The sequence below is a fragment of the Flavobacterium arcticum genome (genome assembly GCF_003344925.1).
Taxonomy (GTDB): Bacteria; Bacteroidota; Bacteroidia; order Flavobacteriales; family Flavobacteriaceae; genus Flavobacterium; species Flavobacterium arcticum.
The window spans coordinates 2,795,001-2,809,208 of sequence record NZ_CP031188.1 but is presented as its reverse complement, the minus strand read 5'-3'; the positions used below and the strand labels follow the sequence as shown (position 1 = coordinate 2,809,208).

The window sequence follows — 14,208 nt, the reverse complement described above, 5'->3', positions numbered from 1 at the left end:
AACAATAAAAGCAGCCTGTACAGGCTGCTTTTATTGTATAGACTGTAATCAATAAATTTCGGGCTATTTTTTCAAATTTCTGATATTGATTAGAGTCTTTATGTAAACAAATAGTAATCAGAACAGTATATTTATAGTTGAATTCAAAAAATAGTTGATACATATAATTATTTTAATTACGTTTGGAATTCCAAACTTTAAAATATTAAATAATTATGAAAAAATTTAGATTACACAATGTTATTGTGTGTTCTAACACTATCTTTCTTTTCTTGTTCAACTGAAAATAATGATGCAACTACTACAGAGAATGCGGCTTCTACTTCCTCAGCATTTCAATTAAAAAGTTTAAGTACTACTGATTTGGGTACTGCCAAACAACTTTACATTGATATGATGGGTACTCAAAAGTACTCTGATTATAAAAGTGCATTAGCAGCTTTTACAGATAAATTAGGATTAAACAAAATTACAGGGACTACTAAGATTGAATGGATGAGTTGGATAAATAATAACCTTAACAAAACCTCTTTTACCAGTGTTACTGAGTTTGAAAGTATGTATGATGATTCTGTAAATAAGCTTAGTATTATGATAGGAGCAAATACTGCTTTATATGATTATATGAGTAAAGCTGACGTTTATCAAATAGGTATTATTCTTCAGCCTGAACATGACAATCATACTGTTGATTACCCAGTTCAAACTAATAGTTGTTTGGATGATTGTATTAGTATTTGTGATAGTGCCCAAGATGTTTTGCAAGATCAATATGACCAGAATGTGCAGTTTGCAGCCTCCGCTGGATATGATTCAGGTTTGATGATTGGTGCTGAAGTAAATTATAATTCAGCATATATTGAATTAGCCTTAGAGTTTAATTCCTGCGCTGGAGCATGTTAATGAATATAATTTTTTTATATAGTAAAAAATGAAATATCTACTATTATTTTTTTGTATATCCTTTTTCCATCCTGTACATTCACAACCTAGTGATGATGAAAAAATGAAAGAATCTTTTAGGAAAGGAATTACTGAGTATGAATTTCAAATTGCTAAACAAAGGTATTTAGATATGATAGGAGATGAAACTTACATACAATATAAAAACAATATCAATATGTTATCACAAAAATTGAATGGGGTCAAAGTTTTTCCTGAAGGTGAAAAAGTTAAGGAAATAATGGCTCAACACAATACTGATGTTGCTTTAGAAGAATATATTAAGAAATCACTTAAAGAAAATCTAAATAAAACTGATTTTAGTTCTGTAGATGAAGCTTTGGAGTTATATAGAGCAGGAAAGGTTTTACTTGAAAGCAATCGTGAAAAACATAAAGAGTTATACGATTTGTTATGGAGATCCTCTCAAAGACAATGGCGAGAGTTAAGAGAAATTGAATATGATAATGTAAATAAGATACTTATTAATTCTCCAAGACATTAAAAAACTGTAAGTGTGTTATCACTAAACATAAAAATGCCTCCAAAAATGGAGGCATTTTTTTATTATAAAAGTTTTAAACTATTTATTTTCAATCCACTTACGTGCATTAACAAAAGCTTCATGCCAAGGTGAAACGGCATCGTTTCTGCCTTCAGGGTAGTATGCCCAGTTCCACTGGAACATAGAGCGCTCAATGTGCGGCATCATTACCAAATGACGACCATCATTACTACTCATCATAGCAACATCGTATGACGATCCGTTAGGGTTAGCAGGGTAACCGCTATAGGCATACTTAGCAACTACGTTATATTTGTTTTCCTCATAAGGTAGGCTAAATTTACCCTCGCCATGACTTATCCATACCCCAAGCGTACTGCCGGCAAGCGTGTTAAGCATTATCGAGTTATTTTCCTGCACGGTAACCGATGTAAAGTTACTTTCATGTTTGTGGCTATCGTTATGCAGCATACGTGGTTTTGCTTCATGGTCAGGGTTTATTAAGCCAAGCTCAACAAATAACTGACAACCATTACAAATACCTACCGATAATGTGTCTTCACGCTTAAAGAAGTTTTGTAATGCTTCGTTTGCTCTATCGTTATACATAAATGCACCAGCCCAACCTTTAGCCGAACCTAATACATCACTGTTAGAGAAACCTCCCACAGCACCAATAAACTGGATATCCTCTAATGTTTCACGACCACTAATAAGGTCGGTCATGTGAACGTCTTTAACGTCAAATCCTGCCAAGTACATAGCATTTGCCATCTCACGCTCAGAGTTACTTCCTTTCTCGCGGATAATAGCTGCTTTTGGTCTTGGTTTAGTGCTGTCTAGAGCTGCTTTCTTCCCATCAAAATGCTCAGGGAATTTATAGTGTAGCGGTTGGTTTTTATAGTTGTCATAGCGTTCTTTGGCTTTCTCTGCTCCGCTTTGTTTTTTATCTAAAAGGTACGAAGTTTTAAACCAAGTATCACGAGTTTCAGTAACATCAAAAGAAAGGTTGGTTGCACCATTTTTAATAGTAACCGTAGTACCTTCTTTTGGCTCGCCTATTTTAGTAAAGTTAACATCATTAGCTTCAAATGCTGCTTCAATAGAAGCATCAGCTTGTATCACTATCGCTATGTTTTCTGCAAATAGTGCTTTTACAGTATCTACTTCATTAAGCGCAGATAAATCATATTCAGCACCCAAGTTCACTTCTGCAAAACTCATTTCGAGTAATGTAGTTATTAAACCACCACTACCTATATCGTGTCCTGCTGCAATTTTACCTTCCTTAATTAATTGTTGCAGGGTATTAAAAGTAGTTTTAAACTTCGTTGAATCAGTAATAGTAGGTACTTCGTTTCCTACCTTATTTAACACCTGAGCAAAAGATGAACCACCCAGTTTAAAACTGTCATTACTTAGGTTGATGTAGTATATATTACCACCATTTTTTTTCAATACAGGCTCAACTACCTTAGTAATATCGTTACAGTTACCTGCCGCCGATATAATTACCGTACCTGGAGCGATAACATCGCCATCAGCATATTTTTGCTTCATACTAAGTGAATCTTTACCCGTAGGGATATTTATCCCTAACTCAATAGCAAAATCACTACAGCTTTGTACTGCTTCATATAAACGAGCATCTTCACCTTCATTTTTACACGCCCACATCCAGTTAGCCGAAAGCGATACACTTTTTAGTCCGTCTTTAAGCGGAGCGAAAACAATATTACTTAAAGACTCTGCAATAGCGGTACGGCTACCTGCAACAGGGTCTATTAATGCCGAAATAGGGGAGTGCCCTATAGAAGTAGCAATACCTTCTTTACCAGCATAATCTAGCGCCATAACACCACAGTTGTTTAATGGTAACTGCAGTGGTCCTGCACATTGTTGTTTGGCAACTTTACCACCCACACATCGGTCTACTTTATTAGTAAGCCAGTCTTTACAGGCTACAGCTTCTAGTTGTAGTACTTGGTCTAGGTATTCGTGTATTTTATTTTGATTGTATTCTGGTGTACTATAATTAGTAGCAACAGTTTTATCTGTCATTATTGTTTTTGGCGATGAGCCAAACATATCTTCTAGCGCAAAATCCATTGGTTTTGCTCCTGTAGTAGCTGACTCAAACGTAAAACGATGGTCACCTGTTACATTACCTACAGTATACATTGGCGAACGCTCACGGTCGGCAATACGTTGTAAAGTGTCAATATCTTTCTCACCGATAACAAGTCCCATACGTTCTTGGCTCTCGTTACCTATTATTTCTTTAGCCGATAGGGTAGGGTCACCCACTGGCAATTTGTCTAAATCTATTTTGCCACCAGTTTCTTCTACTAGTTCGCTAAGACAATTGAGGTGTCCGCCCGCACCATGGTCGTGTATAGAAACGATAGTGTTGTGTTCACTTTCTACCATACCACGCACGGCATTGGCAGCACGTTTTTGCATCTCTGGGTTACTACGCTGTATAGCATTAAGCTCTATACCACTACTAAATTCTCCTGTATCGGCACTCGAAACGGCAGCACCACCCATACCAATTCGGTAGTTTTCGCCACCCAGTATTACTACTTTATCGCCTGTTTCAGGTTTCTTTTTGGCAGCTTGTTCTAGTTTACCATACCCAATACCTCCTGCAAGCATTATTACTTTATCAAACCCAAGTTTGCGAGCATCTTCTGTATGCTCAAAAGTTAGTACAGAACCAGCAATAAGGGGTTGTCCAAATTTATTACCAAAGTCCGACGCTCCGTTAGATGCTTTTATCAAGATATCCATTGGGGTTTGGTACAACCATTTGCGCTCTTGCATACCGTTTTCCCAAGGTCGATTTTCTTCTAAACGCGAGTATGATGTCATGTATACCGCTGTGCCTGCTAATGGTAAAGAACCTTGACCACCTGCAAGCCTATCTCTAATTTCGCCACCTGCACCTGTCGCAGCACCGTTAAAAGGCTCTACTGTAGTAGGGAAGTTATGCGTTTCTGCTTTTATAGAGATAACCGAATCAAATTCAGTAACATTATAATAGTCAGGCTTGTCTGCTGTTTTAGGAGCAAATTGCTCCACCCGTGGTCCTTTTACAAAGGCTACATTATCTTTATATGCCGAAACAATATCATTAGGGTTTTCTGACGATGTTTTACGGATCATTTTAAATAATGAAGATGGTTTCTCCTCACCATCGATTACAAATGTACCGTTGAATATTTTATGACGACAGTGTTCTGAATTTACCTGAGAGAAACCAAATACCTCTGAGTCGGTTAAATTTCTACCTAATTTCTTAGCAAGATTATTAAGATATTCTACCTCTTCAATATTTAGTGCCAAACCTTCTTTTTCATTATACGCAGCAATATCTGTAATCTCTAGTATTGCTTCGGGTTTTGCATTAACGGTAAAAATCTCCTGATCCAGTCCGTTATATTTTTGCGAAAGCATCGGGTCAAAATCTGTAGTGTCGTTAGTTGTTTTAATAAACTCTTCAATACGAATAATACCTGCAATACACATATTTTGTGTAATCTCTACGGCATTGGTACTCCAAGGCGTTATCATGGCAGCACGAGGTCCAACAAAAAAATCCGTTAGTACGGATTTCTCAATTTTATGTGCGTTTCCAAAAAGCCAGTTTAATTTTGCAGTATCTTCTGCCGAAATTTCGTTTTGCGATTGTACCGCAAAAACAGTATTGGTCTGGTTTCCGAAGAAATGAATCATCTATAAGGTAGTTATGTTGTTGAAAACGCAAAATTAGTTATTAATTTGGTTATTTGGAAATGGTTTTTGTGTATTTACTTGAAATGTAATCCACAATCTGGACAGATATAGACTTCATCTAAAACTTTGGAATTACAAGCAGGGCAAGCATCTATTACCTCAACATAATTAGCTTCTATCTTTTCTGTTGAGTATTGATTATTTTCCTCTTCATTATTTGTGGCAAGATATTCTTTTAAATCGAGAATGTTTTTTATTGTTATTTCGAAGTGATTTTCACTTACAAAACAAGCATATTTTTCAGAACCATCAATCTTTAATACTAAAACTTCTTTATTTAAAAAACCACTTTTAAAAAGATGACTCTCTTTATTTGTTTCAATTAATAAATTCCCATTTCCTAAATATTCCCAAGAAGACTTGTCAACTTTCCCATTTACGGAGATTAATAATTCTTCATTTTTTCTGAATATATACACTATTTTTTCTACAGATGTTTCATCATTAATATATACCCAATTATTATTTCTCAATAAAGCAATGACATCTATTTCATTACTGAATTTCTCAAGTTTATTTATAATATTTAAAAAATAAAATTTCATTGAATTAAATATATTTAAAAATCCGACTCAATAGCCGGATTTTATTATTTTAGAAAGGAAGCTAGAATTACATTTTTCTTCTCATTACTATTTCCATGTTTTTGTGTCCCTCGCCCATTTTGTTATCATACATTTCCATTTTGCGAGTGTTTTCGTCAACTATAGTATATACTTCACGCATGTTACAAGTTTTTCCCGTCATAGGGTCAATAGTTTCACCTTTAAGTGTCATAGAGTTAGAACCTTCTTTCATTTTACCTTTCATAACCATAAGTCCTGTGCCCATATTGTCTATCCAAGTAGAGGTGTATTCATTGGCAGCATTATCATAGGCTACAGTAGCTCTACCTTCAAAAGGCATACCCATCATTTCGCCTGAGTACATACTTTCTTGATAACGACCTCCCATAATCATTTTTATATTAGCTATAGATTTATATGTTTCTGGTGGTGCATCAGGAGCCATCCAAAAGGTCATTTCGCAATCCCATTTCCCAACTTCATCAGCCATCATTTTGTGAGGTTCGCTTGGAGTCATATATTTTTCCCAAGCTTGTGCCATTGCTGTAGAGTCCATAGGTTGTTCAGGAGCTATTTCCTCATGAACAATAGTATCGCTCATGGTTTCTGCTGCTTCTGGTTCCACTTTTTCTTCTTTTTTGCATGATGCAAAAGCTATTGCTATTACAGCAAGACTAACGTAAATTTTTTTCATAATTAGTTTGTTTAATGTTTGTAGCTATAAAATTATGAAATTTTTCATCACAAAATCAGTTAGTTATATTATTCTGTAACATAATATTCATAAGCGCCTATGTCAGGTATGCCTGTAGTAGGGTTTGGTCTTACATTACCATTAAGATCGATGGTAATACCAATATCGGTAGCAGCATCTATAGCATCAGAATCCTCACCAAGATTAAGGTCATTATCCCTTGGTGCTATAAAATCAGGAGTAGTATTTGAACTTTCAGCAATTATACAATTATTATATTGTACTAATGCTATGTCGTTTCCATCAAACGGATATAATGGTTCGTTTCTCAATTGATTGCTATAATCTATAAGTTTTATTAAACAGTTATTAAACTTACAATCAAAACTTACTTCGGTATCTGCTTGTCTTTCCATAGAAAGGGCATAATTTCCTGAACCATATATAATACAGTTATCAAAAGTGGCATCCATATCGCTAAGGTATAGCACATCATCTATTACCTGATAGTCATTAAGTGCTACGGGTACTTGGTTAAAGCTGTTAAAGTAGTTAGCAAAAGTACAGTGTTTAAAGTTGTATGTACCACCCAATGTACAAGCCAATGATGCCTCTCCTGAGTTATTCATGGCAAGGTTAGTCCCTGATAGTGTTGCTCCTCTTGCTAATATTCCAAAATTAGTACAGTTATATAGTTGACTATTATCTATTGTTAATTTTGGTACGGTTTCATCAAAAAGCCTATCCATTAAAATGCCAACCGTTGCATTTTTTAGCGTAAGGTTATTAATAGTGTTTTCCTGCCCCGAAAGTAAAAATATACCATTCCATTGCCCTGAAATATCCGAAAATTCAGGTTCTAACCTGTCACCTTCAAAAACAACTTCATTCTCCATTTCTTCAGTAGCCGATTGTGTACCATTAATAATAAGAGTACCACTATCATCTACAATCAGTCCCGATTTGGCATGAAAATGCACTCTTGCACCTGCATCAACAGTAAGCGTGCTACCGTTTGGTACTAAAGCATAACCATATATTACATAAGGTTTTTCATTTGTCCAATTCAATTCTTGAGGGGTTGCTAGTTCATGTCCTTGTATATCTGATGGTGCTCCGCTTATGGTAAGCGTTTCTTTCATATCAGTAGGTAATGCACGGTCGGGTTTTATAAATACAGCATCTTGTACCAGTGTTACCAGTTCTACTTTTTGATAATTATTACCATTATCAAATTCTATTTTATCAGTATATAAAAAGTTGGTGTTTTCATTAGTATATTCTGTATAATCTATTGTTGTTTCTATAAATACATACATACTGTCTTTTGCAAGCAGCTCAATATTATTAAAAACTCTACCCGGTAGCCCATCTACCATGAGGCGGTATTTAGACTGTTCGCCTTCGCCCAATCGAATACTAGGTATGCTTATGTCTTTATCACTATGGTTATATACTTTTAGGGTATAAGTACTCGAACCAATATTGGTAAAAACAGTATCAAGATAAACGGTATCACGAGAAAAGCCAAGATTTCCTGTACTCGGTTCAAACTCAAAGTCGTTGCGACAAGAGGTAAGTAGTAATACAAATCCGGCAATAAATAAAAGTAAACAGTTGCGCATAGCAGTAACAATTTTTGGTAAAAGTAGCTATTAATTTGAAATTTTTAAAAGCGATTTTAATGTAAACGTAGGTTTATGTGTTTTAGTTTGTTTATCTCTTCTTAGTTTTGTGTTATTGCATCGGTTCATTTTTTGTATTTTTACATTCCAAAATTTTTAATATGCCATTTGATAAAGAAAAAGCACTCGAAATGTGCAATCGTTTTTCTGACAACACCTTAATGCTAACTCTCGAAATTGTTTATACTGATGCTGGCGAAGGTTTTCTAGAAGCTAAAATGCCTGTTAACTCACGTGTACACCAGCCTATGGGATTATTACATGGTGGGGCAACGGTAGCATTAGCAGAAAGTGTAGGGAGTGCAGCGTCGTTATTATTTGTAAACCCAGAGCTGCAAGAGGTAAGAGGTATAGAAATATCGGCAAACCACTTAAGAAGTAAGCGAGAAGGAGTGGTGACTGGTACTGCAAGAATAGTACATAAAGGTAGAAGCCTACACTTGTGGGAAGTAAAAGTAACAGATGAAGAAGGCAGGTTAATATCGCTTTGTAAAATAACCAATATGGTATTACCTAAAAAGCGATAATTCTTCTAGATAATGACTGATACAGATATTTTTTTAAAAATAAAATCACATCTTAAGGAAAAGAAACCCTTCGTGGTATACTGTAAGCCAGGTTTAGATAGTGTAACGGGGATTTTTCAAAAAGAAGCAACACAATATTATTTAGATACTTTTACCGATGTAGGTTTTGTTTTTGCTCCATTTAGTGGAGATAAAAAAGTATTCATCCCCGCAAAGGTTTCCGATGTGTTTACAGCCAAAATAAGTATAGAGAATTTGGTAGCTACTAAAGTAGATGAAGCACCAGCTATTAACGAAGAAGCAAAAGCAAATTTTGAAAATCTTGTATCCAAAAGTATTAAAGCGATTAAAACAGGAGTATTTAATAAACTGGTTACTTCTCGTACCGAAATAGTTTCAGAGTCTGAAATTGATATTATAGAAGTATATCAACGTTTGTTACATACATACCCTAATGCTTTTAGATATTGTATTTATACCCCTGATACAGGATTATGGACAGGAGCTACACCTGAACAACTGTTAAAAGTAGATAATAAAACCTTAAATACAGTAGCCTTAGCAGGTACTCAACTATATATAGAAGGAGAAGAGGTAGTTTGGGAAAACAAGGAAAAAGAAGAACAGCAAATTGTTACTGACTATATAATGAGTTCGCTACAAGAATATAGTGATACTATTACCACTACACCACCTTATACTTTTAGAGCAGGAAATATAGTACATATAAAAACCGATGTTACAGCCGAGTTAAAAAATAACAATGCTTTGGAGGATGTAATAAATAAATTGCACCCTACACCAGCAGTATGTGGTATGCCCAAAGCAGAAGCAATGCAATTTATATTAGAAAACGAAGGTTATAATCGTGAATACTACTCAGGATATTTAGGCGAGATGCATCACGATTTTACAGCAGGTAGTAATAACCATACAAACCTATTTGTAAATTTACGCTGTATGAAAGTAGTTGATAACGAAGCACACCTATATATAGGTTGTGGTATAACGAAAGATAGTAATCCTGAAAAGGAATTTTTTGAAACAGTAAATAAAAGCATGACAATGCGTAAGGTTATTTAACAAGAGTTTTAGAATACAAAACTTATACAGTATTAGTATAGAGTACTACCTTTGTATACTGTTATAATAAATTTAAATTACATGAAACTAGATATACTTGCCTTTGGCGCACACCCCGACGATGTAGAGTTGAGCTGTGGTGCTACGATAGCCAAAGAAATCTCATTAGGTAAAAAAGTAGGAATTGTAGATCTTACCCGTGGAGAGCTTGGAACACGAGGTACTGCCGAGATTAGAGATGAAGAAGCTGCTAACGCTTCAAAGATATTAGGAGCATCTGTTAGAGAAAACCTACGCTTTCGCGATGGATTTTTTACTAATGATGAACAGCACCAGCTTGAAGTTATAAAAATGATACGCAAGTACCAGCCCGATATTGTAATATGCAATGCAGTTGATGACAGGCATATCGATCACGGTAAAGGCAGTAAGTTAGTATCTGACGCTTGTTTCCTTTCAGGACTACGCAAAATAGAGACAACTATAGAAGGGCAGGAGCAACAGGCTTGGCGACCTAAAGTAGTATACCATTATATACAATGGAAAAACCTTGTTCCCGATTTCGTTGTTGATGTTACAGGGTTTATAGATATTAAAGTCGCATCTTTAATGGCATATAAGTCGCAGTTTTATGATCCAAATAGTGATGAGCCTGTTACACCTATAGCAACCAAGAACTTTAAAGAAAGCATATATTATCGAGCGCAAGATCTCGGTAGGCTAATTAATACCGAATATGCCGAAGGTTATACAGTAGAAAGATATTTGGCAGTGAACAGTTTAGGAGATTTAGTGTAAAAAAAAACATTTTTTTTTTGTAGAATTCATAAAAGAGCATATATTTGCACCCACAAAACAAACGGTGAATGTAGCTCAGTTGGTTAGAGCGTCGGTTTGTGGTACCGAAGGTCGGGGGTTCGAGACCCCTCTTTCACCCTTTCAGCCCTATGATTTTTTCATAGGGCTTTTTTGTTTTATATAGTATTTGTATTCTAAAAATTAATATTCTTCTTTTATTAATACTATAGCTTCATTTACTCTTTCAATAAGAATTTTACAAGTTTTGTTTACACAAATGTAAATAAGTGTTTTATTTAGCTCATACTGGTTCTCTAGTAATAGTAGTTTATTAGATATATGGTATATATGAGTAGTGTTTAATATTAGATTGTTTCTCTCTATAGATTTTTCTATTAATAACCATAGCTACTAAGATGTCTTCAAAATTTTCATGTTCCATAAGGTGGCGCTAGTGATTAGAAGAGTAGTTAATGCTAATTAGTAATAGTTTATTCTCAGCTTTATCATTTCGACTGTTCCAATTTATAGTATTGTTTGCATACTGTAATCAAGGTAGAGGTTTGTTTTATATATAAAGTTGTTGGTGTATTCATCATTTACCAATTTTGTACCTTGACTTTTATAGTTTATTAAATAATAAGTAATAAAATGTATGTGCGTTTCATTATTAGAAGTTAAATATTAAAAAATAGAGGTTAAATACCTCATAGTCCAATTTTAGAAATATTAACCTAACACATATATGTATAGCGATAATGTATATATTCTTTAATTTATTGATACAATATGTGTCTTGCTTACAAATTAAAAACATTACCATTATGCAAAGTAAAGGTTACCAGAGTATTACCAAAAACTTTCAAAAAAGGCAAAAAAAAAGCTTGCAAGAGAAAATAAAGTTCTTACATTTGCACCCGCATTCAAGGCGAAGTTCATACGACATATTGACAACGGCAACCCTTAAAAACATTAGGTTCTTACTATAAGTAAGCGTTTAAAAAAATAAAAAGGCAGCCCTTAAAAAAAAGCAAAAAAAGATTTGCAAGATAAAGGAAAAAGATAGTATCTTTGCCCACCCAAACCGAGAGGAATGGTGATCATTGCAAAACTGAAAAACACTTAAAAAGGGCAGCGAAAAAAAAGTAAATTTTTTTTCAGAAAAGCTTGCCAGTTAAAAAAGAAGTTGTACTTTTGCACTCGCTTTAACAAACAACGCCGCAAGGCACAATAGTTAAGCGATACGAATAAGAAGACACGTTCATAGACATATTGAATTGACAGCATAAGAGAGAGTAAGAAAACTTGATTTTATCGAAAAAAAACACCTGAGATACAGATCGTAAAAATATTTAAAATATACGATGAAGAGTTTGATCCTGGCTCAGGATGAACGCTAGCGGCAGGCCTAACACATGCAAGTCGAGGGGTATAAGGAGCTTGCTCCTTAGAGACCGGCGCACGGGTGCGTAACGCGTATGCAATCTACCTTGTACAGAGGGATAGCCCAGAGAAATTTGGATTAATACCTTATAGTATATGATTTTGGCATCACTATCATATTAAAGATTTATCGGTACAAGATGAGCATGCGTCCCATTAGCTAGTTGGTATGGTAACGGCATACCAAGGCAATGATGGGTAGGGGTCCTGAGAGGGAGATCCCCCACACTGGTACTGAGACACGGACCAGACTCCTACGGGAGGCAGCAGTGAGGAATATTGGTCAATGGGCGCAAGCCTGAACCAGCCATGCCGCGTGCAGGATGACGGTCCTACGGATTGTAAACTGCTTTTATATGGGAAGAAACCCTCCTTCGTGAAGGAGCTTGACGGTACCATAAGAATAAGGATCGGCTAACTCCGTGCCAGCAGCCGCGGTAATACGGAGGATCCAAGCGTTATCCGGAATCATTGGGTTTAAAGGGTCCGTAGGCGGTTTTATAAGTCAGTGGTGAAATCCGGCAGCTCAACTGTCGAACTGCCATTGATACTGTAGAACTTGAATTATTGTGAAGTAACTAGAATATGTAGTGTAGCGGTGAAATGCTTAGAGATTACATGGAATACCAATTGCGAAGGCAGGTTACTAACAATACATTGACGCTGATGGACGAAAGCGTGGGTAGCGAACAGGATTAGATACCCTGGTAGTCCACGCCGTAAACGATGGATACTAGCTGTTCGGTAGCAATACTGAGTGGCTAAGCGAAAGTGATAAGTATCCCACCTGGGGAGTACGAACGCAAGTTTGAAACTCAAAGGAATTGACGGGGGCCCGCACAAGCGGTGGAGCATGTGGTTTAATTCGATGATACGCGAGGAACCTTACCAGGGCTTAAATGTAGAGTGACAGACTTGGAAACAGGTTTTTCTTCGGACACTTTACAAGGTGCTGCATGGTTGTCGTCAGCTCGTGCCGTGAGGTGTCAGGTTAAGTCCTATAACGAGCGCAACCCCTGTTGTTAGTTGCCAGCGAGTCAAGTCGGGAACTCTAACAAGACTGCCAGTGCAAACTGAGAGGAAGGTGGGGATGACGTCAAATCATCACGGCCCTTACGTCCTGGGCTACACACGTGCTACAATGGCCGGTACAGCGAGCAGCCACCACGTGAGTGGGAGCGAATCTACAAAACCGGTCACAGTTCGGATTGGAGTCTGCAACTCGACTCCATGAAGCTGGAATCGCTAGTAATCGGATATCAGCCATGATCCGGTGAATACGTTCCCGGGCCTTGTACACACCGCCCGTCAAGCCATGGAAGCTGGGGGTACCTGAAGTCGGTGACCGCAAGGAGCTGCCTAGGGTAAAACTGGTAACTGGGGCTAAGTCGTAACAAGGTAGCCGTACCGGAAGGTGCGGCTGGAACACCTCCTTTCTAGAGACACGATCCTCAGATGTTAAAAAACGAGAAAAGTAAGACAACTTACTCTCGCTGTTAGTTCAAATATAAAATAAAGAAGAAGAGAGCTGAAAAAGTACAAAGAATTAAGTACCAAGTAATAAGATAGCGGATGCACTGCATCTTAATACCTAACCACTAATACTTAAAACTTTAAAAAGTCTCGTAGCTCAGCTGGTTAGAGTACAACACTGATAATGTTGGGGTCGGCAGTTCGAGTCTGCCCGGGACTACTAATTACGCCATATGGCATAAAAAAAGCTCTTCAATTCAAAAGAAAAGGAAATTTTAGAAGTTGAGTGATTACACGTAAAGTGAGCACGTTATCATATGCTGCAAACTGCTACTGGTAACAAGCAACAAACACGGGGGATTAGCTCAGCTGGCTAGAGCGCCTGCCTTGCACGCAGGAGGTCATCGGTTCGACTCCGATATTCTCCACAACAGCTAAAGTTGCTGATAATAATTATCAGTAGCAATACGCTACAAGTTCATTGACATATTGCGATAAAAAACAAAGTAGAAAAATATAGAAAGCATAAAGGTGCTGTATATATTTATACAGTACAAAAGTACAATAAGCAAAATAAGGGCGTATGGGGAATGCCTGTGGCTCTCAGAGGCGAAGAAGGACGTGATAAGCTGCGAAAAGCTGCGGGGATTGGCACACACGAATTAATCCGCAGATATCCGAATGGGGCAACCCA

At 36.6% G+C, this 14,208-nt stretch carries 9 protein-coding genes, 3 tRNA genes and 2 rRNA genes (1 of these 14 cut by a window edge); 10 read left to right on the top strand and 4 right to left on the bottom strand.

Features of this window, described 5'->3' with window-relative positions; all coding sequences use genetic code 11:
- Nucleotides 1-237 precede the first annotated feature (237 nt).
- Both DVK85_RS12690 and DVK85_RS12685 read left to right on the top strand, forming a co-directional pair.
- Entirely contained in the window at nucleotides 238-903 is a 666-nt protein-coding gene (locus tag DVK85_RS12690; RefSeq protein ID WP_114678796.1) for a hypothetical protein, read from the top strand.
- Nucleotides 904-931: 28 nt separating this feature from the next.
- Nucleotides 932-1,447 carry a hypothetical protein gene (locus tag DVK85_RS12685; protein ID WP_114678795.1) on the top strand — a complete coding sequence of 172 codons (516 nt, stop codon included), beginning with the start codon at nucleotides 932-934 and terminating at the stop codon, nucleotides 1,445-1,447.
- Nucleotides 1,448-1,525: 78 nt separating this feature from the next.
- Here DVK85_RS12685 and purL read toward each other — a convergent pair whose 3' ends face one another.
- The 4 genes from purL to DVK85_RS12665 all read right to left on the bottom strand — a co-directional run bounded on the left by purL (nucleotide 1,526) and on the right by DVK85_RS12665 (nucleotide 8,130).
- Complete coding sequence (gene purL, locus DVK85_RS12680) at nucleotides 1,526-5,185, bottom strand: phosphoribosylformylglycinamidine synthase (protein WP_114678794.1); 3,660 nt, start codon at nucleotides 5,183-5,185, stop codon at nucleotides 1,526-1,528.
- Between the two features lie 74 nt (nucleotides 5,186-5,259).
- The gene (locus DVK85_RS12675) at nucleotides 5,260-5,790 is read right to left on the bottom strand and encodes a hypothetical protein (protein ID WP_114678793.1); all 531 of its coding nucleotides are present in this window, start codon (nucleotides 5,788-5,790) and stop codon (nucleotides 5,260-5,262) included.
- A gap of 67 nt (nucleotides 5,791-5,857) precedes the next feature.
- A complete protein-coding gene (locus DVK85_RS12670; protein ID WP_114678792.1) occupies nucleotides 5,858-6,505 on the bottom strand; it encodes a DUF1579 domain-containing protein in 648 nt (215 codons plus the stop codon).
- 68 nt (nucleotides 6,506-6,573) lie between these two features.
- A complete protein-coding gene (locus tag DVK85_RS12665; protein ID WP_114678791.1) occupies nucleotides 6,574-8,130 on the bottom strand; it encodes a choice-of-anchor Q domain-containing protein in 1,557 nt (518 codons plus the stop codon).
- Nucleotides 8,131-8,291: 161 nt separating this feature from the next.
- Here DVK85_RS12665 and DVK85_RS12660 point away from each other — a divergent pair, with 161 nt between their 5' ends.
- From DVK85_RS12660 to DVK85_RS12625, 8 genes are all read left to right on the top strand, one after another.
- On the top strand, nucleotides 8,292-8,717 hold the full coding sequence (locus tag DVK85_RS12660) for a hotdog fold thioesterase (protein WP_114678790.1): 426 nt from the start codon (nucleotides 8,292-8,294) through the stop codon (nucleotides 8,715-8,717).
- A 12-nt stretch (nucleotides 8,718-8,729) separates the two neighbouring features.
- Nucleotides 8,730-9,800, top strand: a complete 1,071-nt coding sequence (locus DVK85_RS12655) for an isochorismate synthase (protein WP_114678789.1) — start codon at nucleotides 8,730-8,732, stop codon at nucleotides 9,798-9,800.
- An 81-nt stretch (nucleotides 9,801-9,881) separates the two neighbouring features.
- On the top strand, nucleotides 9,882-10,598 hold the full coding sequence (bshB1, locus tag DVK85_RS12650; protein WP_114678788.1) for a bacillithiol biosynthesis deacetylase BshB1: 717 nt from the start codon (nucleotides 9,882-9,884) through the stop codon (nucleotides 10,596-10,598).
- A 63-nt stretch (nucleotides 10,599-10,661) separates the two neighbouring features.
- Nucleotides 10,662-10,737: transfer RNA gene (locus DVK85_RS12645), tRNA-His, on the top strand.
- 1,222 nt (nucleotides 10,738-11,959) lie between these two features.
- Nucleotides 11,960-13,477, top strand: a 16S ribosomal RNA gene (locus tag DVK85_RS12640).
- 183 nt (nucleotides 13,478-13,660) lie between these two features.
- Nucleotides 13,661-13,734: transfer RNA gene (locus tag DVK85_RS12635), tRNA-Ile, on the top strand.
- A 134-nt stretch (nucleotides 13,735-13,868) separates the two neighbouring features.
- Nucleotides 13,869-13,942 (top strand) — tRNA-Ala (locus DVK85_RS12630).
- 134 nt (nucleotides 13,943-14,076) lie between these two features.
- Nucleotides 14,077-14,208: ribosomal RNA gene (locus DVK85_RS12625) — 23S ribosomal RNA — on the top strand; it runs 2,744 nt beyond the window's last position.
- Together the 16S and 23S rRNA genes with 2 tRNA genes alongside form the textbook arrangement of a ribosomal RNA operon.